The organism is Rhodoferax sp. GW821-FHT07G04, from assembly GCF_059418585.1.
In genome coordinates this window covers 1659191-1684923 of record NZ_JBWKQD010000001.1, presented here as the reverse complement: position 1 = coordinate 1684923, position 25733 = coordinate 1659191, and the positions used below count along the sequence as shown (strand labels likewise).

The 25733-nt window shown below is 63.2% G+C and carries 25 protein-coding genes; 18 read left to right on the top strand and 7 right to left on the bottom strand.

The annotated features are described in order from the left end of the window. Positions 1-29: 29 nt before the first annotated feature. Both AC07OO_RS07820 and AC07OO_RS07815 read right to left on the bottom strand, forming a co-directional pair. Positions 30-1007, bottom strand: coding sequence for an oxidoreductase (locus AC07OO_RS07820; RefSeq protein WP_495081486.1), 978 nt, complete (start codon positions 1005-1007; stop codon positions 30-32). A gap of 78 nt (positions 1008-1085) precedes the next feature. Next, a complete protein-coding gene (locus tag AC07OO_RS07815; protein WP_495081485.1) occupies positions 1086-1709 on the bottom strand; it encodes a DJ-1/PfpI family protein in 624 nt (207 codons plus the stop codon). 111 nt (positions 1710-1820) lie between these two features. Here AC07OO_RS07815 and AC07OO_RS07810 point away from each other — a divergent pair, with 111 nt between their 5' ends. Beyond that, positions 1821-3155 carry an aminotransferase-like domain-containing protein gene (locus tag AC07OO_RS07810; RefSeq protein ID WP_495081484.1) on the top strand — a complete coding sequence of 445 codons (1335 nt, stop codon included), beginning with the start codon at positions 1821-1823 and terminating at the stop codon, positions 3153-3155. A 166-nt stretch (positions 3156-3321) separates the two neighbouring features. Continuing rightward, a complete protein-coding gene (locus AC07OO_RS07805) occupies positions 3322-3801 on the top strand; it encodes a hypothetical protein (RefSeq protein WP_495081483.1) in 480 nt (159 codons plus the stop codon). On the opposite strand, the gene AC07OO_RS07800 is transcribed toward AC07OO_RS07805, so the two are convergent. After that, positions 3798-4331: a DinB family protein gene (locus tag AC07OO_RS07800; RefSeq protein ID WP_495081482.1), complete on the bottom strand. Its 534-nt coding sequence runs from the start codon at positions 4329-4331 to the stop codon at positions 3798-3800. The two genes, AC07OO_RS07805 and AC07OO_RS07800, sit on opposite strands and share 4 nt — an antisense overlap. Before the next feature lie 105 nt (positions 4332-4436). On the opposite strand from AC07OO_RS07800, the gene AC07OO_RS07795 reads away from it, so the two are divergent. The 3 genes from AC07OO_RS07795 (at position 4437) to AC07OO_RS07785 (ending at position 7623) form a co-directional block, all read left to right on the top strand. Then, positions 4437-5066, top strand: coding sequence for a TetR/AcrR family transcriptional regulator (locus AC07OO_RS07795; RefSeq protein ID WP_495081481.1), 630 nt, complete (start codon positions 4437-4439; stop codon positions 5064-5066). A 189-nt stretch (positions 5067-5255) separates the two neighbouring features. After that, positions 5256-7112, top strand: a complete 1857-nt coding sequence (locus tag AC07OO_RS07790; RefSeq protein ID WP_495081480.1) for a S8 family peptidase — start codon at positions 5256-5258, stop codon at positions 7110-7112. A 34-nt stretch (positions 7113-7146) separates the two neighbouring features. Further along, entirely contained in the window at positions 7147-7623 is a 477-nt protein-coding gene (locus AC07OO_RS07785; protein WP_495081479.1) for a CreA family protein, read from the top strand. Between the two features lie 52 nt (positions 7624-7675). On the opposite strand, the gene AC07OO_RS07780 is transcribed toward AC07OO_RS07785, so the two are convergent. Continuing rightward, the gene (locus tag AC07OO_RS07780) at positions 7676-8965 is read right to left on the bottom strand and encodes a lytic murein transglycosylase (RefSeq protein WP_495081478.1); all 1290 of its coding nucleotides are present in this window, start codon (positions 8963-8965) and stop codon (positions 7676-7678) included. A 232-nt stretch (positions 8966-9197) separates the two neighbouring features. Here AC07OO_RS07780 and AC07OO_RS07775 point away from each other — a divergent pair, with 232 nt between their 5' ends. Then, the gene (locus AC07OO_RS07775; protein ID WP_495081477.1) at positions 9198-12143 is read left to right on the top strand and encodes a bifunctional diguanylate cyclase/phosphodiesterase; all 2946 of its coding nucleotides are present in this window, start codon (positions 9198-9200) and stop codon (positions 12141-12143) included. A 7-nt stretch (positions 12144-12150) separates the two neighbouring features. Here the strand turns inward: AC07OO_RS07775 and AC07OO_RS07770 are convergent, their stop codons facing one another. Beyond that, positions 12151-13176 carry an MBL fold metallo-hydrolase gene (locus AC07OO_RS07770; RefSeq protein WP_495081476.1) on the bottom strand — a complete coding sequence of 342 codons (1026 nt, stop codon included), beginning with the start codon at positions 13174-13176 and terminating at the stop codon, positions 12151-12153. A 108-nt stretch (positions 13177-13284) separates the two neighbouring features. On the opposite strand from AC07OO_RS07770, the gene AC07OO_RS07765 reads away from it, so the two are divergent. Both AC07OO_RS07765 and AC07OO_RS07760 read left to right on the top strand, forming a co-directional pair. Further along, positions 13285-14427, top strand: coding sequence for an HPP family protein (locus AC07OO_RS07765; RefSeq protein ID WP_495081475.1), 1143 nt, complete (start codon positions 13285-13287; stop codon positions 14425-14427). Positions 14428-14506: 79 nt separating this feature from the next. Beyond that, a complete protein-coding gene (locus AC07OO_RS07760) occupies positions 14507-14920 on the top strand; it encodes a hypothetical protein (protein ID WP_495081474.1) in 414 nt (137 codons plus the stop codon). 9 nt (positions 14921-14929) lie between these two features. Here the strand turns inward: AC07OO_RS07760 and AC07OO_RS07755 are convergent, their stop codons facing one another. Next, the gene (locus tag AC07OO_RS07755) at positions 14930-15907 is read right to left on the bottom strand and encodes an SDR family oxidoreductase (protein WP_495081473.1); all 978 of its coding nucleotides are present in this window, start codon (positions 15905-15907) and stop codon (positions 14930-14932) included. A gap of 109 nt (positions 15908-16016) precedes the next feature. Here AC07OO_RS07755 and AC07OO_RS07750 point away from each other — a divergent pair, with 109 nt between their 5' ends. Next, positions 16017-16910, top strand: a complete 894-nt coding sequence (locus tag AC07OO_RS07750; RefSeq protein ID WP_495081472.1) for a LysR family transcriptional regulator — start codon at positions 16017-16019, stop codon at positions 16908-16910. Here the strand turns inward: AC07OO_RS07750 and AC07OO_RS07745 are convergent. Next, positions 16904-17428, bottom strand: a complete 525-nt coding sequence (locus AC07OO_RS07745; RefSeq protein ID WP_495081471.1) for a glycine zipper 2TM domain-containing protein — start codon at positions 17426-17428, stop codon at positions 16904-16906. The two genes, AC07OO_RS07750 and AC07OO_RS07745, sit on opposite strands and share 7 nt — an antisense overlap. Before the next feature lie 216 nt (positions 17429-17644). On the opposite strand from AC07OO_RS07745, the gene AC07OO_RS07740 reads away from it, so the two are divergent. The 9 genes from AC07OO_RS07740 (at position 17645) to AC07OO_RS07700 (ending at position 25725) form a co-directional block, all read left to right on the top strand. Next, positions 17645-18448, top strand: coding sequence for a DUF3348 domain-containing protein (locus AC07OO_RS07740; RefSeq protein ID WP_495081470.1), 804 nt, complete (start codon positions 17645-17647; stop codon positions 18446-18448). Beyond that, positions 18445-20487, top strand: coding sequence for a hypothetical protein (locus AC07OO_RS07735; RefSeq protein ID WP_495081469.1), 2043 nt, complete (start codon positions 18445-18447; stop codon positions 20485-20487). The genes AC07OO_RS07740 and AC07OO_RS07735 overlap by 4 nt, the downstream gene beginning before the upstream one ends. 2 nt (positions 20488-20489) lie before the next feature. Next, complete coding sequence (locus AC07OO_RS07730; RefSeq protein WP_495081468.1) at positions 20490-21146, top strand: OmpA family protein; 657 nt, start codon at positions 20490-20492, stop codon at positions 21144-21146. After that, a complete protein-coding gene (locus AC07OO_RS07725; protein ID WP_495081467.1) occupies positions 21143-21802 on the top strand; it encodes a DUF2894 domain-containing protein in 660 nt (219 codons plus the stop codon). Before AC07OO_RS07730 ends, AC07OO_RS07725 begins: the two co-directional genes overlap by 4 nt. A gap of 223 nt (positions 21803-22025) precedes the next feature. Next, positions 22026-22823 (top strand): GntR family transcriptional regulator, encoded by a 798-nt coding sequence (locus AC07OO_RS07720; protein ID WP_495081466.1) that lies wholly within the window; start codon positions 22026-22028, stop codon positions 22821-22823. Beyond that, positions 22820-23629: a transporter substrate-binding domain-containing protein gene (locus tag AC07OO_RS07715; RefSeq protein WP_495081465.1), complete on the top strand. Its 810-nt coding sequence runs from the start codon at positions 22820-22822 to the stop codon at positions 23627-23629. The genes AC07OO_RS07720 and AC07OO_RS07715 overlap by 4 nt, the downstream gene beginning before the upstream one ends. Positions 23630-23663: 34 nt before the next feature. Beyond that, complete coding sequence (locus AC07OO_RS07710) at positions 23664-24350, top strand: amino acid ABC transporter permease (RefSeq protein ID WP_495081464.1); 687 nt, start codon at positions 23664-23666, stop codon at positions 24348-24350. A 3-nt stretch (positions 24351-24353) separates the two neighbouring features. After that, a complete protein-coding gene (locus AC07OO_RS07705; RefSeq protein WP_495081463.1) occupies positions 24354-25004 on the top strand; it encodes an amino acid ABC transporter permease in 651 nt (216 codons plus the stop codon). Continuing rightward, a complete protein-coding gene (locus AC07OO_RS07700; protein WP_495081462.1) occupies positions 24991-25725 on the top strand; it encodes an amino acid ABC transporter ATP-binding protein in 735 nt (244 codons plus the stop codon). The genes AC07OO_RS07705 and AC07OO_RS07700 overlap by 14 nt, the downstream gene beginning before the upstream one ends. The last annotated feature ends 8 nt before the right edge of the window (positions 25726-25733 follow it).

The following is a 25733-nucleotide window of genomic DNA, read 5'->3' as shown; positions in this document are numbered from 1 at the left end:
ACCTAGTTGGTGCGACGTACTACGGCATCTCACACCCCAGCCAACATCTTTTCACTCTCCACCCACAGGCGCTCTGCCGCCGCCTCATCGCAGACGTGCGCTTCGACACCGCGAAAGCGGGCGAAGGGGCTTCCCATGTCGGTTGGGGCGGCAATATCGCAGTCTTCGCAGTAGACGCCGGGCTTGCCGGACAGGGCGGGTGTGGTGGCGGCCCACAATGTGGTGGAGCAGCCCTGTTCGGTGGTCTTGAACCCGGCCTTGGCCAGTTCGGATGGTGAGCCATCTTCGTTGATCCAACCGAGCCGAACCTGTTCGGCAATGCCCAGATGGCGCTGCAGCGGGGTGAATATCCCGCCGGGGTGGACGGCAAAGGCGTGACCGCCCGAGGGCTTCAAGCGGCGGCTGAGGGCATTGGCGAATAGCGCGTTGGCGGTTTTGGACTGACCGTAGGCTTGCCATTTGTCATAGGGGCTGGTCTGGAACTGGATGTCGTCCCAGCGGATGCCGCTGATCTTGTGGCCGGTCGACGACAGTGCAACCACCCGCGCGTTGCCGGTGCGGGTGAGCAAGTCCATCAGCCCCAGCGCCAAGGCCATGTGGCCCAGATGGTTGGTGCCAAACTGGGCCTCCCAACCGGGGCCGACGCGCGTTTCCGGGCAGGCCATGATGCCGGCGTTGTTGATTAGAAAATCCAGTGTGGGCAGGGACGCCGCGGCGCCTTCGACAAAGCGGCGTACCGAGGCAAGGTCTCCCAAATCCATATCTGCCATTTCCACCGAACCCGCGATGCCCGCCAGTGCCGGGCCGGCCTTGGCGCGGTCACGAACCGGAACGACCACGCGCACCCCCTTGTTGGCGAGCGCACGCACAGTTTCCAGTCCTATGCCGCTGTAGCCGCCGGTCACGATGGCGACCTTGCCGCTGAGCTTGCAATCCGCGATGACGTCGGCACCGGTGGACTTGGCGCCGAAGCCGGATTTCACAGGAACCTGGTCAGACAAGGCCATGGCAATCTCCATTCGCAATTGGGGTTTGCAGTATAGGCTTGCGATGGAGCGTGCGCATGTAGGCGCACGCTGTGCGGACTACACCCGATCAGTGTTCGCAGCCGATAGCCGCTCGATGTGGCCCATCGCGCGAGCCACGTACGCGTCTTTCTCCCCGACCGGGGCAAAGTAGTGCATGGCACGTGCCGCCACGTCGGTGTCCGCCAGCCTTGCGATCACCCATGCGGCCAGGTAGGGCGCGGACAGGCACCCACCGGCCGTGGCCACATTGCCCTTGGCAACAATGGGTTGGTTCAGCACCGTGATGCCGGCCTCTTCGACCCAGGGCTTGGTGGTGAGGTCGGTGCAGGCAGGCACGCCGTTGAGCAAGCCCAGCTTGGCCAGTACCAGCGCGCCCGAGCACTGGGCACCCAGGAGTTGGCGGCCAGGGTCAAAGTCCAGCTGTGCCATCAGCGCCGCGTCCTGGACGACATTGCGGGTCTGCGAACCGCTGCCTACCAATACCGCGTCCGCACTCCGGGCATAGGCCAGTGCGGCATGGGTCTCTATCGTGACACCATTCATGGATCGCAGTTGTTGCGACGGGCCGACCAAAGACACCTCCCAATCCGCTCGCTCCTTTTTCACCCAGCTCAGGATACCCAGCGCGATGAGTGAGTCGAGTTCGTTGAAGCCTTCAAAGGCCAATAGGGCAATACGCATGGTGCTTTTCCTAGGCGGGATGTTCCCGCGGGGGTGAATGGAGATTTCATCTTATCGAGGATATTTAATACAATCAAAAAATTGTCATAGATACATTCCAAGGCGGAGCCCATGGGGAAAGTTCGGTACAAGCAGGTCGTCGATGCACTGGCAGCGGACATTCGTTCCGGGCGTCTGCGACCTGCCTCCCGCTTGCCCACGCACCGAGAGTTGGCGCAGGCACACGGTCTGGCGCTGGCCACGGCCAGCCGGGTCTATGCGGAGTTGGAAACCATAGGCCTTGTCGTGGGCGAAACGGGGCGAGGCACGTTTGTGCGCGACCAGACATACCCGCGCGGCCTGGGTGACGATTTGGCAAGGCCTGCGGCCAGCGCGATCGACCTGTCGTTCAACTACCCTAGCGTTGCGGGTCAGACCGAATTGCTGCGCGAGGCCCTGCGCAAGCTGGCCGCATCGGGTGATCTGGAATCCATGTTGCACTACCACCCCTACGGCGGTCGCCCCCATGAGCGCGCTATCGTGGCGCGGCACTTGCGGGCGCGTCAACTCGATGTGGGTGGGGATCAGGTGCTGATCGTCAACGGTGCGCAGCATGGCATGGCGGTGGTTGCAATGGGCTTGCTGAACCCAGGTGACGTGGTGGCGGTGGACGCGTTGACCTACCCCGGTTTTCGGGTGTTGGCCGAGCATTTGCGACTGGACTTGGCGCCCGTCCCCATCGGCGCGGCGGGTACGGATCTGGATGCCTTGCAACGTCTGTGCGATGCGCGGCCTGTGCGGGCCGTATACACCATGCCCACATTGCACAATCCCTTGGGCTGTGTGATGGATACACGCGCACGCACACGGCTGGCAGCGATTGCGCGCGCGCATGACCTGCTGGTGATAGAAGACGCACCCTATGCCTACCTGGCGCCCGAGGCGCCAGCGCCCATTGCGGTCTTGGCACCGGAGCGCACGGTTTACTTGTCCAGCATATCCAAGAGCGTTGCCACCGGTCTACGGTTTGGTTTCGTCGCCGGTCCTCAGACGTTGATGGAGCCCATTGAGCGGGCAATCCGCGCTACGTCGTGGAATACCGCCGGGGTGATCACCGCTATCGCCTGCGCCTGGATAGAGGACGGTACCGTCGCACGGCTGGAGGCGCAAAAGAGGGCAGACGCCACACGGCGGCAGACCATTGCCAAGAAGGCGCTCGCAGGTTTGGCCATGGTGCGCCATCCCCACTCCTACTTTGTCTGGTTGCCGTTGGGTGAAGACCAGCGTGCGGACCGCATTGCGGCGGCGCTGGCCCGGCGTGGCGTGTCGGTATCCACCGCAGAGGGGTTTGCGACGACGACCTGCGTGCCCCATGCAATACGCGTGGCGCTGGGGTCGGTTCCCATCCATGCGCTAGCCGGGGCATTGGCCATTGTGCGAGAGGTTGTCGAACAGGACTCGTCTTGACTCTGTTCAAGCAGGCCATGCACATATTTGCAGCAATGGCAATCCCCTAAACGCGGGGTTTGTGAGGCCGAGTTGTAAGTGAGTATTTCGGCCACTTTGCGCCACTAGAATCCGCGGCGGATTTGAGAAATCACTCCATTCATAACAATCAACCCAGGGAAAATGTATGCGTAGATTTTTGGGCTCTTTGGCCCTTGTATTGGCGGCGAACAGTGCGATGGCCGTCAACACGTTTGACCCCGCCACCAACAAGCTGACGCTGGACTCGGTGGTCGTGAACGGTGTTATCTACAACAACGTGGTCGTCACACTCAATTCCTATGCGCTCAATAGCGTAGGTGCCAGTGCACCCTATGCAGCGGTGACCGCAACCTGTGGCTCCGGGGATTTCACCAATGCCAAGTTCAATGCAATCACGATGGGCATGACGTTTTCGCAAGTCACGTCCATCATGGGCTGTGTCAATTCCCCCACGTTTTCGCAGCACCAAGGCAGCTTCACGATCTACGCATGGGCCTGGACCAGCCCTACGACCTTTCAGACTAAGCTGATCAATGTGTGGTTTGACGCAACAGGTACGACCGTGGTCGATGCGTACTCGGGGCAAGCCCCCACGCCATACTACAAGTCGTCATCCGGCTTCTAGGCCCGCGCAGCGTTGGCGCCAGCGTGCATGGTGCGGCGCTGGGGTTCCTGGCTGTGCAGGTGTACCGCAAGTGTGTCCCAAGGCAACTCCAGGGAAAGCTGCTGCATGATGCGCCCCACTTCACCGCGGTGGTATCCGGCGTGGGTGACTACATGCAGCAGTATCTCTGCGCGCGACATAGAGCCCCTGTCGCCGTCGGTGAAGACAAACGGTATGGCTTCGGACAACCGTTCGGGCGTCACCGTCTCCAGATATTCCAGGTACCAGCGGTCAGACGCGGTGACGGCCGTGCGCAATTCCACAAGCGACGGGGTCTGCGCGGTGTTGTCGGTTGCAAATCCATGCTGCTCCCCGGTGAGGTGCGCAGCAAATATACGGCCGACGACCAAGGAGTGGTTGATCAGCCGCAGCGCCGTGTGCAGCGCGTCGGAGTGCCGGTCCGGGTCAAAGCCCTCCATCTTTTGCAGGAACTCGCGGTTGGCCCAGGCCTGGTACTGGAAGAGCGTGCGGAGCAATGTGGGTGTGTCCATGGCGGTGGAATCCTTTTTCTGCATTTCTAAAATATGAGTAATGTGCTCATATCCTAGGTTTGAGAGGCCGCTTTGACTACTCGCTTTCCCCCAGAACGCCCGCCCATGCGCAAAGAGCCGCGCCAAGCACGTTCGCGTGCCACGGTGGCGGCCATCGTGCAGGCGGGTGCTCGCGTTTTGGGCGAGCGCGGCTGGGCCGGTTTCAACACCAATGATGTGGCCGAAACGGCCGGAGTCAGCATCGGATCGCTGTACCAATACTTTCCCGACAAGCAGGCCTTGGTCGAAGCGATCCGGCAGCGGCATCTGGATGACGTTTTGTCGCTTTTGCCAGAGCCCAGGAAGGGCGGAGGCATGCCGCTCCTGCAACTGGTGGAGGGTTTGGTCACCGGCATGGTTGCCGCCCACAGCGTCTATCCAGCGCTGCACCGGGAATTGCTGGAGCTGGCCCCGCCGCATACCGGTGCCAGCGCCGCGCAGGCCCTGTTTCAGGAGCAGTACCAGGCCCGCTACCGTGCCATCGTGGCTGCGTCTCCCCGATCAAAGGGAAAGGGCAAGACCGCGAACGACGCGGCTGCGCATGTGCTGTGCGCAGCAGTCGAAGGCGTGATCCACAGTGCAGCCAGAGTGGGCGCACTGCAGTCCAAGCTGCTGAAGAGGGAGCTTGTACAGTTGGTCTACGCGTATCTGGCACCGAACCAGGCCGCGTATGCGGCCAATACCGATGCGCCATGACGGCGACCGCCTACCCAGCGACATAAGGTGCAGGCGTCACCGTTTGTTGCAAGTTTGGGTGTCTTTACAGTCGCCGTGGGGGGTGGGATGGCATAGGCGCACTATGATGGACCGAGATGGCAACTTTGCCGGCGCGGCAACGCGCTCCAAGCCCCATCCATGCTGTTTTTTTGTAAACCTAAAAGCTTGATGAAGAACCCCATATCTCTGTTTCGGCGCGCTAGCGTCTGCCTATTGCTCGGCATAGGCGCTCATACACTCGCCCAAAGTGCCCAAGGCGAATACAACCCCGCCTATTCCGCACGCCCCGCCGTGGCCGACGAGGCGGCGCGGGTGATTGTGAAATTCAAGGCCGATGCCGATATGGTGCGCGTGCATGCCATGTCCGCCCAATCCAGTGCGAGTGAGGTGGGTGATGTGGCCGCGGCACGGGCCAACAGCTTGAGCGGTCGCTTGGGTGTTGCCTTGCGCGCGGGGCGTGCCTTGACACCAGATTCGCAGGTGCTGCACGCCACTGGCATCAGTGCTGCGGCACTGGCCCTGCGGCTGAGCGCCGAACCCGGCGTGGAGTACGCGGTAGTGGACCAACGGCGCACACACTTTGCCGTGCCCAGCGACCCCTTGTACAACGCCGGGCCGGCCGTCAATGGCACCACGGGCGGGCCGGTTGTGGGGCAGTGGTACCTGCGCGCGCCGACTGGCGAAGTGGCGGCCAGCATCAACGCGGTCAAGGCGTGGGAGCTCAGTACTGGAAGCCCCAGTATTGTGGTTGCCGTGTTGGATACCGGCGTGCGGCCCGAGCACCCCGACTTGGTCGGACGCTTGGTGAGCGGCTATGACATGGTCAGCGAATCGACGGCGGCCAACGATGGTGGTGGGCGTGATGCCGACGCCTCAGACCCGGGCGACTGGGTGACCCAGGCCGAATCCGATAGCCGCACCAGTGCGCTGGCTGGCTGCGACGTATCCGGCAGCTCCTGGCATGGCACGATGACAGCCAGCCTGATTGGTGCAGCGTCCAACGACGGCGTGGGTATGGCGGGCGTAGCCTGGGGCGTGAAGCTTTTGCCGGTGCGGGTACTGGGCAAATGTGGAGGCTATGACTCCGACGTGATTGCCGGCATGCTGTGGGCCGCGGGCTTGGCGGTGCCGGGCGTCCCGACCAATGCCAACCCGGCCCGCGTCATCAACCTGAGCCTGGGCTCCAGCGGCGCTTGCTCGCTGAGCTACCGCGATGCGCTCACCCAGTTGGCCAGCAAAGACAATCCTCCGGTGATCGTGGCCGCTGCCGGCAATAGCACCGGCCACGCGGTGGGTACACCGGCCAATTGCCCTGGTGTCATCGCTGTCGCCGGCTTGCGACACATTGGAACCAAGGTGGGTTTTTCCGACCTGGGGCCGGAAATCACCATCAGCGCACCAGGGGGCAACTGCGTTAACACAGGCGCCAATGCGCCCTGCCTGTACCCCATCTTGGCGGCCAGTAATACGGGCACGACAGGCCCAGTGGCTTCGTCCTATACAGACTCTTTCAGGATCAGCGTGGGCACCAGCTTCTCGGCCCCTTTGGTGGCCGGCACGGTGGCACTGATGCTGTCGGCCCAGCCCATACTTACGCCGGCCATGGTCAAGCTCATGCTGCAATCCACGGCCCGCCCCTTCCCCAGCAGCGGTGCGGCGGACGACCCGACTGCCGGGCCGATCAAGGCCTGCCATGCCCCTGACGGTGTGGACCAGGGGCAGTGCTACTGCACCACCACCACTTGTGGCGCCGGCATGCTGGACGCCGGCCGCGCATTGGCCATTGTGCTGGGCACGCAGAGCCATGACTGTCTGTTCAACTATGCTGAGCGGGTGTACGGCGGCACCTTCAACCCAACGGCTGTCTCGCAGTTCTACGGCCCTTATTACTACCGCTACTACCCACCGACCAACAGCTACCTGGGTGTCTCGTCCGAGGACAATAAGCTGTATTTCTTGTCGTCTGGCGTGATGCACGATGAAGGTCTGGCCAGCAGTTGGTATTCGGTGACAGGATGCCGTTGAACTGTTCCCGTTTCTCCAAAAAATCAGGAACGACATGAAATTGAACCAACTGCACATTGCGCTTCTCGCTCTGAGCGTTCCCTTCGCGTCCACCGCCATGGCCCAACAAATTGGTGAGGTGGATACGGCCTTCAAGCTACTGGGACCGGACCACAAGATTGTGGTCGAGGCCTTTGACGACCCCAAGGTCGCGGGCGTTACCTGCTATGTGTCGCGCTCCAAGGCCGGTGGCCTGAAAGGTGCGCTGGGTGTGGCTACCGAGAAGTCGGAGTCGTCCATCGCCTGCCGGCAAGTGGGGCCCATCTCATCTACCGTGCCCATCCCCAAGAGCGAAGAGGTTTTTAGCGAAAGCCGCTCCTTCCTGTTCAAGAAGATGCGCGTAGTGCGCATGGTGGACCCGGTGCGCCAAGTGCTGCTGTATCTGACCTATACCGACAAGCTGATCGACGGCTCCCCCAAGAACAGCTTGACGGCCGTGCCTCTGAACGGGGCCAAGCTGCAACTCAAATAGTGATGATGCTGCGGCCCACGCATGGGCCCGGCAGCATCGTGCTTTCTCCGAGTCACGGTTTGCTTTGCAAGCGCTGCAACAACTCTTGCGTGGCGAAACCATCGGCCGGTAAACCGATGCTGCGTTGGTAGCGACGGATGCCGCGCTGCGTGGCAGGGCCTAGCATGCCATCGGGTGTACCGGTGTCAAAGCCGTTGGCATTCAGCGCGGTTTGCAACTCCAGCGTCTGGTTGCGGCTCAGCGGTTGCGCATCGCGTGGCCAAGCGGCTTGCACGGCCGGGCCATTGGCCAGGCGCTGCGCCAGCAGGCTGACGGCCAGCGCATAGCTATTGGAGTTGTTGTAGCGCAGGATGGTGCGGAAGTTGGGGCCAATCAAGAAGGCCGGTCCGCGTGCGCCGCCGGGCAGCAGGATAGAGGCCTCGGTCAGGCTGGCGGGCAGCGCGGAGCCATCCATGGCCTTGATGCCTTCGCGGGCCCAGGCGGCGGATGCCTGCCGCACATCGCCGTCGGCGCGCGCAAAGTCAAAGTCCGGCGGTAAGCGTACTTCCAGGCCCCAGGGTTGGCCTTTTTGCCAACCGGACTTGGCAATGAAGTTGGCGGTGGACGCAAACACATCCGGAATGCTGCCCCAGATGTCACGCCGGCCATCGCCATCGGCGTCGATCGCATAGGCCAGGAAAACCGATGGAATGAACTGCGTCTGGCCCATGGCGCCGGCCCAGGAGCCCACCATCTGGTCACGGCTGATGTCGCCGCTTTGCAAGATCTTCAACGCGGCCAGCAGTTGGCCGCGTGCCCATTCTTCGCGGCGGCCCTCGAAGCCCAGCGTGGCCAGCGCATCGATGGCCGGTATGTCACCCATATGGGTGCCGAAGTTGCTCTCCACGCCCCAGATAGCCATCAGGGTCTCGGTGGGCACGCCGAAGCGCGCCGCAGCGGTCTCGATCTGGCTGCGCAGTTGCCGCAGCTTTTCCTGGCCGCGGCTGACGCGGGTGGCCGACACGGCGCTATCCAGGTAGTCCCACACTGCGCGGGTGAACTCGGGCTGCGACCGGTCCAGCTCGATGACGCGGGGCAGAAAGCGCACGTTGTCGAACGCGCGGTGCAGCGTGGCCTGCTCTATGCCGGCTGCATGGGCGGCGACACTGAAGTCCTGCACCCAGTGAGCGAACCGCTGGTCGTGCGTTTCTTGCACCTCTGTTGGTGCGACGGGAGCCGGCTGGGCGGCGGACACAGGTGGCGAGGGCGGCGTGGGGGCCGTGCTGGCGATCGGTGGTGTGGACGTGCATCCCGCGAGCGCGAGTATGGACAACAGCGTGGGGGCAAACTGCATTCGTTTCATCGCGCCATTCTATGGACCTGGCATGCGAGAAAAGCGGTCTAATAATTCACTGTCAGGTAGAAATAAAAAATAGCAATACCCGTTGCATGGCGTTGGTGGTGACGGCTTAGTGGTCGCGGAGGCACCCCGGATGTGGCAGTTCACGAAACGGTTTTCACACCGGCTGGCGTTTGCCAGTCGGCACAGTCCCATAGGACTGACGGTTCTCATCCTTCTGTGTATCTGGGGGGTTGTGGGGGCTTGGTCCTGGTGGGCGCGCGCCAGCGCTTTGTCGTCGAATGCGCTGTTGCTGGACCAACTGGCAGCGGCCGTACAGTCCCAAACCCAGGGATTGTTCAAGCAGGCCGAACTCACGTTGACGGTCGCGCGGCACTGGATTGAACAGCACCCCCAGAGCGATCCTGCGCAGTCACCTGAGTTCGTGGCCTTGGGCGATGCCCTGCGCCAAGAGTCCGATGGCTTGCTGAATTTGCGGGTGGTCACCCGTGGCGGCCAGGCGCACGCGATTACCGGAACGCCCAAGAGCGCGACCGTTGACGTGAGTGACCGGGACTATTTTCGGGCCCAAATGGATGGCTCCTCTCCCGGTCTCTTTGTAGGGGAGCCCATTGTGGGCCGCATGACCAACCGCAGTCTCATTCCCATTTCCATATCCCTGCCAGACGCCAAGGGGGACATCGCCGTGATCATGGTCGCCCTGGACCTGGACCGGGTTGCGGCCCCGTTCGAAGCAGAGCGCATCAAGCCGGCCGGCACGATAGGCATTGTCCGCAACGATGGCCTGGTGCTGCTGCGCAGTCCGGCCAGCAGCCAATTCGTGGGCCGATCCATTGCGGGTGGGCAGGCCTGGAAGCAGTATATGGGGCCCATGGTCCGGGGAAGCTATGAGTCAGAGACCAGTCTCTTCGACCAAAGACCCCGGCTGGTGTCTTTTGCGCGGGTGAACGGTCTTCCGCTGGTGGTGTATGTCAGCGCCGACAAGAACGACGTGTTGGAATCCTGGCGCATCCATACGGCCATTTTGGCGGGTGTTGCCACCCTGCTGTCGGTCGTCTGCATATGGGTGAGTATGTTGCTCATGCGTGCATACGCTGCGGCCCGTATATCCGACGCCATTGTGCAGTCCACTGACGACGCCATCATCAGCAAATCGTTGGACGGGACTGTCAACAGTTGGAATCCCGGTGCCGAGCGCATGTTTGGTTATTCCGCTGCCGAGATGCTGGGCCAACCGGTGCTAAAACTCTTGCCGCTCGACCGACAGGGAGAAGAAGGCGCCATCTTGGACAGTATCCGCAAAGGGCTCAAAGTGGAGCCATTCGAGACCAAGCGTGTGCACAAGGATGGGCACGTGGTTGACGTATCGGTCACCATCTCACCGATACGCGACAGCCTGGGCGCCGTTGTCGGCGCGTCCAAGATCGCACGCGACATCAGCGATCAGCTGGCTGCGACCCGGCGCCTGCGCCTCACGGCCAGCGTTTTTACCAATGCGAGCGAAGGCATATTGATAACCGACCGCGAGGGCCGCATGGTCGAGGTCAACGAGGCTTTTACGCGCATAACAGGCTATGGCCGGGATGAGGTGCTAGGCAACACGCCGCAGATGTTCCGGTCCAGCCGGCAAGGGCCACAGGTCTTCAAGGCCATGCATACGGCGCTGGTGCGCCATGGCGAGTGGAAAGGTGAGATGTGGAGCCGCAACCGCAACGGCGAAGCCTACTCGGTCTGGCTCACGGTCAGCCAAGTGCGGGGGCGCCGGGGCAAGGTCAGAAACTATGTGGCCCTGTTCTCAGACGTCACCGCCTTGAAGCTGCAGCAGGAGAAGCTGGAGCACAGTGCGCAATTTGACGCGCTAACGGATTTGCCCAACCGCACCCTGCTGTCTGACCGCTTGAACCAGGCCATGACCATGTGTGTGCGCCACGGCCGCAGCCTGGCCGTGCTCTACATGGACCTAGATGGGTTCAAGGCCGTCAATGACCGCCATGGGCACAAGGCCGGCGACGAGCTTCTGGTCGCGGTGTCCGGCCAGGTAAAGGCCGTGCTGCGCGATGTCGATACCCTGGCGCGCCTGGGCGGAGACGAATTTGTCGCGGTGTTGACCGATGTAGACAATGTTCAGGACTGCATTCACATGGCCCACCGCATATTGGATGCCTTTGCCCGTCCGGTGCTGGTCGAGGACACGCTGATGCATGTGACCGTGAGCATAGGGATCACGATGTTTCCGCAAGACAACACCGACGCCGACCACCTGATGCGGCACGCGGACCAGGCCATGTACGAAGCCAAGCAAAGTGGAAAGAACCGCTTCCACCTGTTCGATTCGGCCCAGGACGCGGAGGCCAAGAGCCGCAGTGTCCAGCAAGACCTGATTGCGCAGGGTCTGGCGCGGCAGGAGTTTGTGCTGTACTACCAGCCCAAGGTCAATATGCAAAGCGGCGCCGTGCTGGGCGCGGAGGCACTGATACGCTGGCAGCACCCCGAGCGTGGCCTGCTGTCGCCGGGGGCCTTCCTGCCGACCATCGAGCGCCACCCACTCAACGAAGCCATCGGTGCCTGGGTGCTGGACCAGGCGCTCAAACAGATGAGCGAATGGAAAGCCCAAGGGCTGACCATGGATGTCAGCATCAACATCCCCGCGCGGCAGTTGCAGCATCCCCACTTTGTCAAGCAATTGGCCGAATCGCTCTCCAACTACCCCGATGTATCGCCCCATTGCCTTGAGCTGGAGGTATTGGAGACCAGCGCCTTGGAGGACATTGCGTCGACCGCCACCATCATGGAGGAATGCCACCGATTGGGTGTTCGCTTTGCCATCGATGACTTCGGTACGGGCTATTCATCCCTGACCTACCTGCGTCACTTGCCGGTGGAAACCTTGAAGGTTGACCAGAGTTTTGTGCGCGACATGCTGGAGGATCGCGACGATCTGGCCATCGTCAAAGGCGTCATCGGTCTGGCTGCGGCATTCCAGCGCAGTTGCATCGCCGAAGGTGTGGAGACCGTGGACCACGGCACTTGCCTGATCGGGCTGGGTTGCACAGTGGCTCAGGGCTATTGCATTGCGCGGCCTATGCCGGCCTCACAGATCGCGCCGTGGTGTGCGTCCTGGAAACCGCCTGAGATATGGCGCTCGCCCGGTGGGCACGCCACCTTGTTGCGCCACGTCTAGGGCTTCTTCACAATCCGCTGAAGACGTCCATGGCCTGCCACGCCAGCGGCAGGCGTATGTCCACATGCTCGGCGGCGCCGCGTGCGGTCAGGAAGCGCATGGATACGTCAAAGTCGTCCAGCGGTGGTGGCAGCGGCTGCATGGGTTGGTCTGCCGGCAGCCAGAAGTCGTCCCAATGGATGGGGATAACGCGTTTGGCGCCGGTGGTCTGCACCACTTCACGCCAATAGGCCTGGCGGTGTTCCTCGCTCTGCTTGCCCATGGTGCCAATGCCCAGCAGTACGACGTCGGCCTTGACACCCTGCAGCGCGCCAGGCACGAAGCCGGCGCTGCCGGTGATCAGCACTGAACGTCCGTCATGCTGAACCAGCATGGCATAGCTCTGGCCCTCCTTGTACTCGGATGCCCGCGCCGGTGGCTTCAGCGGCTGCGCAATCACGCCGCCGGTAAAGCCGGTGGGGGCGTGCACGGCGGGGTATAGCGTGACCGTGAAGCGACCAAACGGCATGGGCTGGCCCAGCTTGGCAATGTGGATTTGTGCCTCTGGCAAACCCCAGCCGCGTCCGACATTGGCCGTGGACTCTGAGCCCAGCAGCAAGGCGCCGGTGCGCTGTGCCACCTCGGGTGCGTCCATGGCATGGTCGTAATGCGAGTGCAGCGGAATCACCGCGGCCAGCTTGCCGCTGAGCCCGGGTGCGGGTGCCTGGTCTTTGAGTCGTATATGGGCCTTTGCCAAGCCTTGGGCGATGTTGTTCAGGTCCGGCTCCACCTTGCCCAGGAAGCTCTGCATGCGGTCCGGCCGCGAGAAAAAGCCATCGGTCAACAGCGCGGTCTCACCATCGTCCAGCAGCACGGTGGCCACGCCCAGAAAACGCATGCGCAGCGGTGCCTGGGGCGCCGCATCCTTCTTCCAATCCAGGGCCGCATAGGGTAGTAGTGAGGGGTGTTGTCGCAGCATCCAGGCCAGGGCCAGAGCGGCAATCACCAGCAGTGCGGCAGTGGCTATCGCCAACCATTTGAGGGTTCTTTTCATCGTGCAATGTGGAGTCGTCGCGTGGGCGAGTGGTGGGTATTCATGAGGGAGACGGTGCGTGCCAGCGGGGCCGGCGCACACCAGGGGGTGCCGCATAATTTACAGCCTATGCAAACCAACCGTCAATTCGCCGCTGTCGCGCTGGCGTGGCTCAAACGCCTGCAACCGGCCTCGCTGACGGTGCCAGCCCAGGAGCGCTGGCGGATTGTGGTGGGCGCGGCACTCGGCATTTTGTTCACAGGTCTGCTGAGCCGGTGGTGGAACCCCGGTGCCGCGGCATGGTTGATCGCCCCGATTGGCGCCAGTGCCGTGCTGGTGTTTGCCTTGCCCGCCAGTCCCTTGGCCCAACCGTGGTCGGTGGTGGGTGGCAATGCGGTGTCGGCGTTGATAGGCACGGCCTGCGCGCTGTTGGTGCCCGACATGGTGCTGGCCGCCAGCCTGGCCGTTGCCTTGGCCATGGCCGCCATGATGACCCTGCGTTGCCTGCACCCGCCTGGTGGCGCGGCCGCGCTGCTGGTGGTGCTGGCCCACAACGATGCGTGGTCGTTCGTGGCCTTTCCCGTTGTGTACAACTCCTTGTTGCTGGTCGCGGTGGGATTGGTGTTCAACCCGCTGACGGGGCGCTCCTACCCGCATAAGCATGCAGTACCGCAGCCACCATCGACCGGTAGCGCGCAACGCTTCACGCGCGGCGATCTGGACATGGCCCTGCAACACTACAACCAGGTGATGGACGTAGACCCTGAAGACCTGGTGGAGCTGCTGCAGTATGCGGAGGCCGCTGCCTACCAGCGCACGCTGGGCGAACTACGGGTCAAAGACATCATGACGACTCAACCGCAGGCGGTGGAGTTTGGCACCAGCCTCAGCGAGGCCTGGGCCTTGATGCGCCAGTACAAGGTCAAGGCGCTGCCGGTCGTGGACCGGGCGCGTCGCGTGGTGGGCATTGTCACGGTGGCGGATTTCTTGCGCCATGCCCGTATGGACGAGCGCGCCGGCCTGGCCGACCGCTTGCAAAGCATGCTGCGGCCCTCGGGCCTGGTGCATAGCGACCGGCCGGAAGTGGTGGGTCAGATCATGGTGCGCCAGGTGCGTGTGGCCAGTGCGGAACGGCACGCGGTAGAGCTGCTGCCGCTGTTCTCGGAGGCCGGGCACCACCACCTGCCCATCATCGATGCGGACAACCGGCTCGTGGGTATCTTGACCCAGTCTGATCTGGTGCGCTCGCTGAGTAAAGCCGTTAAGCCCTGACGATCTGCGTGGCTTTTTTGTGGGCTATTGCGCCGCAGGGCTTGTCATCGCATTACGCCCATGTGCCGTTATGCAAACCATGACCACTTTATCTCTGCCCCAGGCCCTTCCCTCCGCGACCCCGACCACTGCAGAGGACCGTAGCCTCTACCAAAGCATGCAGGTCGCCGGCTTTGTCGCCCCTCTGGTGGGAGCCCTGGTCCAATCCACGAATCTGGACGCCATCTGGGCCATTGCCTTTCCGTTTGACGAGATCAGCCACCCGACCCGGCCCACGCTCAAACTCAGTGTCGTCGTCAAACGCGCCCACGAGGCGGCCGTCTTGGAGCACATGCGCGTTGATTCGCTGGAGTCCGCGCGGTCTGCATTGGTCAAGGCCAGCCATTACACTGATTGGACCGAAGCAGCCACCGTGCCGCTGTTGGAACTGCTGGATCTGGCCATTGCCGACAAACAGGCCAAGAAGCGCAGCAACTCCACCGCCAAGCACTGACCATTCCCCTCAGGCGCGCTGGGTTGGCAGGCAGCCCATGCCCACTAGCGCGGCCTGCACCGCCTGGTCCCACGGCGTGTGGGGTTCGTAGCCCAACACCGCCAACAGCTTGGCATTGCTCATGCCCACCGGCGTCTTCCACAGGTAGCGCATCTCGCGCAGTTCGCGCAGCGTCGTGACAAAGGGCGCGGCCAGGGCCGTCACCCACCACGGGAAAGCACGCAACTTCGGTTGCGCATGGCCGCTACGCACCACCACCCGCTGTATGGCTTGCGCCATTTGCGAGCCATCGGCATCCCAATGGCCCGCCATGTGAAATGCGGCAAAGGACTCGAGAGACGCACGGCGTTGCAGCAGTTCCACCATGGTGCGGGCCACATCGGGCAGGTAAGACCACTGGTGGCCCACGCCCCGTTTGCCAGGCAGGCTAACGCTGGCGACGGGTTTGCCGAGCTTGACCAGCCCTTGGGAGAACCAGCTATTGCCCACCTTGGGGCCGAAAAAATCCCCGGCCCGTACGATGATGATGCGGCAGCCTTCTGTGCTGGCCGAGCGCAGGCGGCGTTCCAGCTCCACCCGCACGGCGCCTTTGCGGGTGGTGGGGTTCTGCGGCGCGTCTTCTTGCAGCAGAGGGAAGGCATCGGGGCCGTAGTTGTAGACGGTGCCGGGCAGCACAATAGTGGCGCCCTGGCTGCGCGCGGCGGCAATGGTGTTGTCGATCATGGGCAGCACCAGTTCGGCCCAGCGGCGGTAGCCGGGTGGGTTGACCGCATGCACGATGACAGAGCAGCCTTCGGCGGCGGCTACCACATCGGCGCGGTTCATCGCATCGCCACGTACCCAGACCATGCCGTCGCGCCGCTCCACGGCCTGCTCGCCACCGCGGCGCAGTGCGCGCACCTGCCAACCTGCATCCCGCAGTTGGCGTGCAACTTCGCCGCCGATACCACCCGTTGCACCCAAGACCAAGGCTGTTTTGCTTTCCATGTTGATACTCCTTTAAATCACCCGAAAGTGTGTTGCGATGGATGAAGTTTCGGCGCAATGCGGTTGCTATGCAATTGACGAACATGTACTAGACGTTATACATTTATGCATGGATAACGATATCGGCTGGGAACTCTACCGCTCGTACTTGGGCGTGCTGAAAGAAGGCTCGCTGTCGGGCGCGGCGCGCGCCATGGGCGTGGCGCAGCCGACCGTGGGGCGGCACATCGCGGCGTTGGAAAAAGCTCTGGGTTTGACACTGTTCACCCGCTCCCAGCACGGGCTGCTGCCCACCGAGGCGGCATTGGCCTTGCAGACCTTTGCCCAGACCATGGACAGCTCGGCCGCCGCGCTGCAACGCGCGGCTGATAGCCAGGGCGAGGGTGTCAAAGGCACGGTGCGTATCAGCGCCAGCGAGGTCGTGGGGGTGGAGGTGTTGCCACCCATTCTGGCTGACCTACAAAAAGCGCACCCCGATCTCAAAGTAGAGCTGGTGCTCTCCAATCGCGTGCAGGACTTGCTGAAGCGCGAGGCCGACATTGCCATCCGCATGACCCAGCCCAAGCAGGAGGCGCTGATCGCCCGCAAGGTGGGCACGGTGGTGCTAGGCCTGCATGCGCACAAGCGCTACCTGCGCGCCCGTGGCACACCTAGCAGCCCGCAAGACCTGGGGCAGCACGCGGTCATCGGTTTTGATGAAGAGACACCTTTTTTGCGCGCCGCGCGCAAGGGCGCTCCCTATTGGCGCCGCGAAGCCTTTGTGCTGCGCGCCGACAGCGACGTGGCCCAGCTGGCATTGATACGCGCGGGCTGCGGCCTGGGCATTTGCCAAGTGGCCGTGGCGGCGCGCAATCCGCAGATGGTGCGTGTGCTGCCCGATGCGGTTGCGCTGAACCTGGAGACCTGGCTCACCATGCACGAAGACCTGCGCAGCAGCCCTCGCTGCAAGGTGACCTTTGAGGCCCTGTTGCAGGGCCTGCAAAGCTACTACGCCGGTTATTGATTCTTCTTGGCGACTTCGTTGCCGATGTATCCACCCCCAATGGCCCCGGCAATGGTGGCCAGTGTCTTGCCATCGCCGTGGCCCATCTGGCTACCCAGCACACCGCCGATGACGGCGCCCACGCCAATGCCTACGGGGCTGTTGTGCGGTGCTGGCTTGGCGGCGGGCGCCGGTGCAGGGGGCGGCGCCTCGTTGTTGACCACTACCTGACCACTGGGCTGCGGTGGCAGGTTGCCGTTGTTGCTAGACGTGTGCTGCGCGGCCGTGCCGTTGCCAGCGTGTGTTTGCTGTGTGGGCTTTTGCTTCAGCACGGTTGCGGTACTGGCATTGCCCGCTACAGATTGTTTCGATTCCGTCACCAACTCGGTGGGTGCACGCGCCGCGTCTGCGGCCGAGCCGTGTGAATTGGGGAGCACGCCAGTGAGGGCCGCAATGCCCAGGGCGCTCACCAGGGTTACCGAGACGGCGGCTACGGCGATCAAGGGGTGGATGCGGTTGGGCGTTTGAGAAATCGTCATTGAAAAAGCTCCATCAGATGTTGACCCTGTTGAGGGTATGTTCAAGCTAACGGTTCAAGCGCCCATTGGGGCGTATAAGACTTGTTTCAAACGTAAGTGGACGTATCGTCATCGGCACCCGTTCCGCCGCTTTTCCCTGCCATCCAATCCCAAGGTAAAATTGCCGCCCCATCTCTGGCTTGGCCGGTGATGCGTTGACCTGGACCCCTTCGATCTATGGCGCGAGCGCCCACGCGTACCCACTTCCACAGCTCCCAACTCTTGCGCACCCTGGCTGATCTGTCTGTGCTGGATGCGCACGAGCCGGCGTCTGCGCTGGGCGAAAAGTTGGGGCAGTGGATCGCCTTCACGGATGCGATTGCGCTCAGTGCCGTGCACAACGCCGGTGCTGCCGCAGGGGAAGGGCTGGACGCCATTACCGTTCCAACAGCAACCGATACCGACCTCGCCGCCGAATTTGCCAAGTTGCGCGGCAGCTTGGAGACCACGATACAAAAGGGCACGACCGGTGGCAGTGCCAAAGTCCGCGCCGAGCTGGTCATGCCCACGCTGGAAGGTCCGCTGGAGGACAGCAAGGCCTACGCACCGTTTCGCCGTTACCACCAGGCCCACCAGCGCGACATGGAGACCCAGGTCCGCAACCTGCGTGCCAAGGTGCGAGAGGGTGTGGCCCAGGCAGCCCCCGCGCTGCAGCAACTGGTCGCCTTGGATGGGGCCTTTGAAGGCATACTGTGCGAGCGCGAAGCCAAGTTGCTCGCGTCGCTGCCGACCCTGCTCGAAAAACGTTTCAACCAATTGCGCAAGGCGCACCTGCAGACCGTGCAGGCCGCCCCCGATACTGCAGACAACCCCGCCCTGTGGATGAAACCCGGCGCCTGGTTGGCCCGCTTCTGCGCAGAGCTGCAAGCCGTGCTGCTGGCCGAGCTAGACCTGCGCCTGCAGCCGGCCGTGGGTCTGCTCGAAGCCCTGCACCACCACAACCCGATAACACGACAACAACAAACACCCGCTGCCGTATGAACAAGTCTCTTTTTGCCGGCGCCTTTGCCCTCGGCGCCATGGCCATTGTCTGGGTGGCCAGTGGCTTCCTGGGCGCCACCCACCTATTGGCCCTGACCGTGACCCTGGTCATCGCCGCCGTCTATGGCGCGGGTGCACTGGAGCTGCACCGCTTCCGCCAGGCCACGGCCAGCCTGTCCGCTACGCTGGCCAACATCCCCAGCCCCATGCAAGACCTGGGCGCGTGGTTGGGTGGCCTGCACGTCTCGCTGCACAACCCTGTGCGTTTGCGCATCGAGGGCGAACGCATCGCCATGCCCGGCCCAGCACTCACGCCCTACCTGGTGGGCCTGCTGGTGATGTTGGGCATGCTGGGCACCTTCCTGGGCATGGTGGTCACGCTCAATGGCGCGGTGTTCGCGCTGGAGGGCACGGCCGACCTGCAGGCCATACGCAGCGCCTTTGCCGCACCGATCAAGGGCCTGGGCCTGTCCTTTGGCACCTCGGTTGCGGGCGTGGCCAGTTCGGCCATGCTGGGCCTGATGTCGGCCATCAGCCGGCGCGAGCGCCTGGCCGCGGTTCAAATGCTGGACACGGCGATTGCCGGCTCGTCCTTGCGCGGCTTTTCGTTGGCGCACCAACGCCAGGAAACCTACAAGGCACTGCAACTGCAATCGCAAGCGCTGCCGGCCGTGGTCAACCAGATGCAGGCCATGATGGTGCAGATGGAACGCATGGGCCAGCAGCTCAACGAACGCCTGCTGAGCAACCAGGACAACTTCCACCAGGGCGCCAAGGCCGTCTACACCGAACTGGCCCAGTCCGTGGACCGCTCGCTGCGCGACAGCCTGAACCACAGCGCCCACGCCGCCAGCGAGAGCATCCGCCCCATGGTGACCGCGGCCATGGCCGGCATCGCCCAGGAGGCCCAGGTCATGCACGAGCGCATGGTGGCGGCCACGCAAACGCAACTCGATGGCCTGGCCGCACGCTTGGGCGCCACGGCTACGACCACCACCGAGTCCTACGCAGCGGCTTTGGCGCGTCAGGAGCAGACCCACGCGGCCGTTGTCACCGGGCTGGGCCAGTCTTTGCAAAGCATGGCAGTGGATCTGCAGCAGGCCTGGCGCCAGGCGGGCGCGGACACGCTGGCCCAGCAGCAACAGATCAGCACCACGCTGCAGCAGACCGCGCAGCAGATCGCCGCGCAGGCACAGGCCAGCACCCAGCAGACCCTGGCCGAACTCGCACGCCTGGTCACCAGCTCCGAAGACCTGGTGCTCTCCCGCATGGCCAGCGAAGCGGAGTGGACCCAACAGCACCAGGCCCGCATGGACCAGGCTGTCGGCACATTGCGCGCGGAGTGGAGCGCCCTGCGTGACGAAGAGGCCCAGCGCGGCCAGGCCGCGGTAGACCGCCTGGGTGCCCTGCAAGCCGCACTGGCCGAGCACCTGGCGACACTGGGCACGGCGCTGGAAGCGCCCATCACCCGCCTGATAGAAACCGCTTCCGAGGCACCCCGTGCTGCGGCCGAAGTCATTGGCAAACTGCGCCAAGAGGTGTCCAGCAGCGCCGCGCGCGACAACGAACTGCTGGAAGAGCGCAGCCGCATCATGGCCACGCTCAACAGTTTGCTGGACTCCATCCACCATGCCTCGGTGGAGCAGCGTGCAGTCATCGACAACCTGGTTGCGTCCTCCGCCGTGGCGCTGGGCCAAGCCGGCACGCAGTTCACGGAAAAGGTGGACGCCGAGGCCGGCAAACTGTCCGACATCGCGGCCCACGTGACCAGCAGCGCGGTGGAAGTTTCTGCACTGAGCGAATCCTTTGGCTTTGCGGTCAACGCCTTCAACACGGCCAACGAGAAACTGATCGCCAGCCTGCAGCGCATCGAAGCGGCCATGGACAAATCCATGGCGCGCAGCGACGAGCAACTGGCCTACTACGTAGCCCAAGCCCGCGAGATCATCGACCTCAGCATCCTGTCGCAGAAGGAAGTGTTTGAAGAGATGCGCCAACTGCCGGCCAAGCAGGCGCAACTGGCGGAAGAGGTCGCCTGAGCATGGACGATGTAGACGCAGGCATGGAGCAAACGGCCCCGGTCTGGGCCGTGTTTGGCGACCTGATGTCGGGCCTGCTGGGCGCCTTTGTGCTGCTGCTGGTGGGCGTGCTGGTGGTGCAGATGCAGATGGCATCGCACCTGGAAGACGAGGTCAAGAAGCGCCAGATCGAAGAGCAGCGCCGCATGACGCTGGAGAAGGCCCTGGCCGAGCCGCTGGCCGCCGGGCGCATCACGCTGAACAACGGCCGCATCGGCATCAGCGGCCGCGTGCTGTTTGCAATGAACTCTGACCAACTGCAGCCCGAGGGGCGGCAACTGCTGAGCACCCTGGTGACGCCGTTGAAGTCTTACCTGGCGGCCCGCAGCGAATTGCTGATGGTCAGTGGCTTTACCGACGACAAGGTGGTGCGCGGCAACAGCGCGTTCGCAGACAACTGGGAGCTTTCGGCCCAGCGGGCGCTGACGGTGACGCGCACGCTGATCGACCAGGGCATGCCACCCTCCATGGTCTTTGCCGCTGCCTTTGGCGCCGAGCAGCCCCTGGTGCCCAATCTGGACGACAAGTCGCGCGCGCAAAACCGCCGCGTGGAGATGGCGCCGGTGCCCAGGGCCGCCAATAACAACAGCGGCAGTGCTGACAAGCAGCCCTCCCCATGAGCGAGGCGGGTGGCGTGGACGGTGGCGGGCTGGACGCACGGTTGCAGGCCCTGCAGCAGGATGGCGCGCAAGCCTTCGACCCTGTGCGCTTCCACTACCTGCAAGCCTTGGCCCAACGGGCAGCCTCCCACCAGGGCAGCGCTCGCCGCCTGCTGGATGACAAGCTGGAGGCCGCGGTCCAGGCCCTGCGTGCGCGGATGCAGCAAGTGTTGCAGGCCGACGAGGGCGCTGCACCAGCCGCGCTGGAGACGGCCGTTCCCCGCGAAACCCTGGGTGATCTGGTGCGCAGCATGGCGCAGCAGGCTCCGGCGGCGGCAGATGCCGCTCGCCCTCAGCCGGCCGTCACAGCCGCCGCAGCCGTGGCCGCCATTGCGCCGCGTGCCGAGCTGAAGTCGGTGCGCCTGTTCCGTAACACCTGGTCCAAGCTCAGTGCCGAGAAGCAGGTCAACCAGGCCCTGGGCCAGGCGCCCAAGAATGCCGGCCCCATCAACTCCCATGTGGTGGCGCTGCGTTCACTGGCGCTGATGCGCGACACCTCACCCGACTACCTGAACCGCTTCATGTCCTATGTTGACACCCTGCTGTGCCTGGAGCAGGGCGACCGGGTGGCTCCCATTGCTGCAAAGCCCCCCCGGTCTGCAAAGCCCAAATCCTGACGGAGTTCGGGAACCCCGTCATCCATCGGTAGCATCGGGGCATCTAAAAACCCCAATCTGGGGTTAATAAGTCACTTCTGGGTGACTTGTAGATTAAATTGGACGACAGCCCTCGTGAAATATGCGCATGTAGCTACTGTTTTTGTAGCTAATCGTGGACTTGCATGGTTTTGGTGCGCAAATCTTGTATACCAGTGGCACGCATTTTGCTGGTGATGTGGCTATGACCACTGCCAACGCAATCAGCGACCGCATCATCGAAGCCGTGATGGCCCAAAAGCTCGCACCTGGCGCCCGGCTGGGCGAGCAGCAACTGGCCATGCTGTTCGACTGCAGCCGCACCATTGTTCGCGAAGCCCTGACGCACTTGGCCGCGCGCGGCATCGTCACCGTCAGCAGCCGGCGCGGCTGGTACCTGATCGAACCCTCGCTGGCCGAGGCGCGCGAAGCCTTTGAGGCCCGCCGTGTCATCGAAATGGGGCTGATACGCTGCACCACAACGGTGAGCAAGCCCGCCATCAAACTGCTCAAGGGCCACCTGGCAAAAGAAAAGGCCGCCATCAAGGGCGACGACGTGGGCCTGCGCAGCTTTCTGCTGGGCGACTTCCATGTCTGCCTGGCCGAATGCCTGGGCAACAGCCTGCTGGCCGACACGCTGTGCGACCTGACCGCGCGCACCACGCTGATCGCCATGCGCTACCAGTCGTCGCACGACGCCGCGCACTCCTGCGCCGAACATGCCGAGATTGTGGCCGCACTCGAACGGGGCGACTGGGCGCAGGCCGAGGCCGTTATGCAGCGCCACATCGGCAATGTGCAGGCTGCATTGCGGCTGCAAACCGCCAGTGGCGACCCGCTGGCCGAACTGCGCCACGCGCTACAACCTTTGAAGAACAACAACGCCGCAACTGATGCACCGGCCAGCGCCTCGCAGGCACGGGGCTTGCATACAAGATCTTCGTCCAAGCCAACCCACAACCCAGTCCCCGACCCGTCAACCTACCTAGGAGCCCTGTTATGACACCCGTGCACACACTTTTCAGCAAACGCCGCTTTCTGTTCGCCATGGCCACGGCCGGCTGGTTGGTTGCTGCCTCCACCGCGCAGGCCCAGACCGCGCTGGACGATATCCTCAAATCCAAGGTGCTGAAGGTGGCGGTGCAGACCGACTCTGCGCCCTACGGTTTTGTCGGCACCGACCTCAAGCCCATCGGCCTGGATGTTGACATGGCCAACTACATAGCCAAGAAGCTGGGCGTGCCGGTGGAGTTGGTCGTCGTGGTCAGCGGCAGCCGCATCCCCGCGCTGCAGACCAAGAAGGCGGACTTGGTAATCGCCACCTTGGGCAAGAACGCCGAGCGTGAAAAGGTCATTGACTTCTCGGCCGCCTACTCGCCTTTTTTCCAGGCCGTGTTTGGCCCCAAGACGGTCAGCGTGAAGAGCTTTGCCGATCTGGCCGGCAAGACCGTGGGTGTGACCCGCGGCGCGATGGAAGACCAGGAGCTGGCTAAGGTGGCGCCGCCCACCACCGACACCAAACGCTTTGAAGACAACAACGCCACCATCGCCGCCTTTGCATCGGGCCAGGTGCAGTTCGTGGCACTGGGCGCATCGGTGGCAGGCAACATGATGACCAAGAACCCGCAGCTCTCCAGCGAATACAAGCTGCTGCTGAAGGAAAGCCCCAACTTCATCGGCATTGCCAAGGGCGAGGATAAGCTCAAGCTCAAGGTCAACGAAATCATTGCCGAGGCCAAGAAGAGCGGCGAGCTCGATGCCATGGCCAAGAAGTGGCTGGGCCGCCCCGCGGGCGACCTGCCGCTGTAAACCGACACACGCTTAGCATGACTGCGCGGTTGCGATGAAGATCCAACTTGACTTTGCCGCGGTGCTGTCCGAGTGGCCGCTGCTGCTGACCGGTGTGGGGTGGACGCTGGCACTGACCTTTGCCTCGGTCATCGTTGGCATGCTGTTGGGCATCAGCTGCGCATGGGTGCGTGCCCGAGGCTTTGGCGCCGCGCTGGCACCGGCCTGGCTCAGGGGCGTGGTGTCGGCCTATGTGGAGCTGATCCGCAACACGCCTTTCATCGTGCAGCTGTTCTTCATCTTCTTTGGCTTGCCGGCGGCGGGCTTCCGGCTGTCGGCCGAGACCGCATCCTTCATCGCCATGGTTGTGAACCTGGGTGCCTATGCCACCGAAATCGTGCGCGCCGGGCTGGAGGCTACGCCCAAGGGCCAGATCGAGGCGGCGCAAAGCCTGGCGCTGTCACGCCGCCAGACCTTTGTGCGGGTGGTGCTGCCGCCCGCGCTGAAGAAGGTGTGGCCCAGTCTGGTCAGCCAGATCATCATCGTAATGCTGGGGTCGTCGGTGTGCGGGCAGATTTCCACGCAAGAGCTGAGCTACGCGGCCGACCTGATCCAGAGCCGCAACTTCCGCTCGTTCGAGGCTTTCATCGTGGTGGGTGGCATCTACCTGCTGCTGTCGGTGCTGCTGCGCCAATTGCTCAACTGGGTGGGCGCCAAATTCTTGTTTGGCGGAAGGAGGTAGGCCATGGTTGATTTTTCGTTGTGGGACATCCTGCGCAACCTGCTGCTGGCCGCGCGCTGGACGGTCGGCCTGTCGCTGCTCGCTTTTATCGGCGGTGGGCTGGTGGGCATGCTGCTGGTGCTGCTGCGCCTGGGCAAGGCACCCTGGGTGGAAGCCATGGTGGCCACCTATGTGCAGGTGTTCCAGGGGGTGCCGCTGCTGGTGCAGCTGTTCCTGGCCTATTACGGGCTGGGGCTGTTTGGCATCAACACCTCGCCCTGGGTGGCGGCGGGCATGGGATTGACGCTGTACACCAGTGCCTTCCTGTCCGAGATCTGGCGGGGCTGCATTGCGTCCATCCCCAAGGGGCAATGGGAGGCATCCGCCAGTCTGGCGCTGAATTTTCGGGAGCAGCTGCGCTACATCATCCTGCCGCAGGCTCTGAAGATCGCGATACCGCCTACGGTGGGCTTTCTGGTGCAGGTGATCAAGGGCACGGCGCTTGCGTCGGTCATTGGCTTCATGGAGCTCACCAAGGTGGGCAAGACGATTGCAAATGCCACCCTCAGCCCGTTTTTGATTTTTAGCGGGGTGGCGCTGTTGTACTTTGTGCTGTGTTACCCCGTCAGCCTGTATGCCAAGCACCTGGAGAGGAAGTTCCATGTCCATCGTTGAAATCGCCGGCCTGCGCAAATCGTTTGGCGCGAATGAAGTGCTCAAGGGCATTGACCTGCAAGTAACCCAGGGCGAGGTCATCGCCATCATTGGCAAAAGCGGGTCGGGCAAAAGCACGCTGCTGCGCTGTATCAATGGCCTGGAAGATTTCCAGAGCGGCACGCTCAGTGTCGATGGCAAGCCGCTGCTGCACCACAATGCCGCGGCCATGCGCGAGTTGCGCCAGCATGTGGGCATGGTGTTCCAGAGCTTCAACCTGTTCCCCCATTTGAGCGTCGGCAAGAACATCATGCTGGCCCCCAGCCTGGTCAAGCGCACCGACTTTAAGACCAACGAAGCCCATGCGCGCAAGCTGCTGCAGCGCGTGGGGCTGGCGGAGAAATTTGATGCCTATGCGGACCAGCTGTCGGGCGGTCAGCAGCAACGTGTGGCTATTGCCCGCGCGCTGGCTATGGAACCTGCCGTGCTGCTGTGCGACGAGATCACCAGCGCGCTGGACCCCGAACTGGTGGGCGAGGTGCTGCGCGTGGTGGAGGGCCTGGCCGAGGACGGCATGACGCTGCTGATGGTGACGCACGAGATGAATTTCGCGCGCAAGGTGGCCGACCGCGTGATCTTCATGCACCAGGGCCTGGTGCACGAGATGGGTGCGCCGGATGCCTTGTTTTCCAACCCCCAAACGCAGGAACTCAAACAGTTCTTAGGCGCCCTGCACGCATGACGGCGCGG

Bases quoted from the DNA above. Each gene is read 5' to 3' on its own strand.
- AC07OO_RS07820 (WP_495081486.1), bottom strand. From the start codon at position 1,007: ATGGCCTTGTCTGACCAGGTTCCTGTGAAATCCGGCTTCGGCGCCAAG.
- AC07OO_RS07815 (WP_495081485.1), bottom strand. From the start codon at position 1,709: ATGCGTATTGCCCTATTGGCCTTTGAAGGCTTCAACGAACTCGACTCA.
- AC07OO_RS07810 (WP_495081484.1), top strand. From the start codon at position 1,821: ATGGGGAAAGTTCGGTACAAGCAGGTCGTCGATGCACTGGCAGCGGAC.
- AC07OO_RS07805 (WP_495081483.1), top strand. From the start codon at position 3,322: ATGCGTAGATTTTTGGGCTCTTTGGCCCTTGTATTGGCGGCGAACAGT.
- AC07OO_RS07800 (WP_495081482.1), bottom strand. From the start codon at position 4,331: ATGGACACACCCACATTGCTCCGCACGCTCTTCCAGTACCAGGCCTGG.
- AC07OO_RS07795 (WP_495081481.1), top strand. From the start codon at position 4,437: ATGCGCAAAGAGCCGCGCCAAGCACGTTCGCGTGCCACGGTGGCGGCC.
- AC07OO_RS07790 (WP_495081480.1), top strand. From the start codon at position 5,256: ATGAAGAACCCCATATCTCTGTTTCGGCGCGCTAGCGTCTGCCTATTG.
- AC07OO_RS07785 (WP_495081479.1), top strand. From the start codon at position 7,147: ATGAAATTGAACCAACTGCACATTGCGCTTCTCGCTCTGAGCGTTCCC.
- AC07OO_RS07780 (WP_495081478.1), bottom strand. From the start codon at position 8,965: ATGAAACGAATGCAGTTTGCCCCCACGCTGTTGTCCATACTCGCGCTC.
- AC07OO_RS07770 (WP_495081476.1), bottom strand. From the start codon at position 13,176: ATGAAAAGAACCCTCAAATGGTTGGCGATAGCCACTGCCGCACTGCTG.
- AC07OO_RS07765 (WP_495081475.1), top strand. From the start codon at position 13,285: ATGCAAACCAACCGTCAATTCGCCGCTGTCGCGCTGGCGTGGCTCAAA.
- AC07OO_RS07760 (WP_495081474.1), top strand. From the start codon at position 14,507: ATGACCACTTTATCTCTGCCCCAGGCCCTTCCCTCCGCGACCCCGACC.
- AC07OO_RS07755 (WP_495081473.1), bottom strand. From the start codon at position 15,907: ATGGAAAGCAAAACAGCCTTGGTCTTGGGTGCAACGGGTGGTATCGGC.
- AC07OO_RS07750 (WP_495081472.1), top strand. From the start codon at position 16,017: ATGGATAACGATATCGGCTGGGAACTCTACCGCTCGTACTTGGGCGTG.
- AC07OO_RS07745 (WP_495081471.1), bottom strand. From the start codon at position 17,428: ATGACGATTTCTCAAACGCCCAACCGCATCCACCCCTTGATCGCCGTA.
- AC07OO_RS07740 (WP_495081470.1), top strand. From the start codon at position 17,645: ATGGCGCGAGCGCCCACGCGTACCCACTTCCACAGCTCCCAACTCTTG.
- AC07OO_RS07735 (WP_495081469.1), top strand. From the start codon at position 18,445: ATGAACAAGTCTCTTTTTGCCGGCGCCTTTGCCCTCGGCGCCATGGCC.
- AC07OO_RS07730 (WP_495081468.1), top strand. From the start codon at position 20,490: ATGGACGATGTAGACGCAGGCATGGAGCAAACGGCCCCGGTCTGGGCC.
- AC07OO_RS07725 (WP_495081467.1), top strand. From the start codon at position 21,143: ATGAGCGAGGCGGGTGGCGTGGACGGTGGCGGGCTGGACGCACGGTTG.
- AC07OO_RS07720 (WP_495081466.1), top strand. From the start codon at position 22,026: ATGACCACTGCCAACGCAATCAGCGACCGCATCATCGAAGCCGTGATG.
- AC07OO_RS07715 (WP_495081465.1), top strand. From the start codon at position 22,820: ATGACACCCGTGCACACACTTTTCAGCAAACGCCGCTTTCTGTTCGCC.
- AC07OO_RS07710 (WP_495081464.1), top strand. From the start codon at position 23,664: ATGAAGATCCAACTTGACTTTGCCGCGGTGCTGTCCGAGTGGCCGCTG.
- AC07OO_RS07705 (WP_495081463.1), top strand. From the start codon at position 24,354: ATGGTTGATTTTTCGTTGTGGGACATCCTGCGCAACCTGCTGCTGGCC.
- AC07OO_RS07700 (WP_495081462.1), top strand. From the start codon at position 24,991: ATGTCCATCGTTGAAATCGCCGGCCTGCGCAAATCGTTTGGCGCGAAT.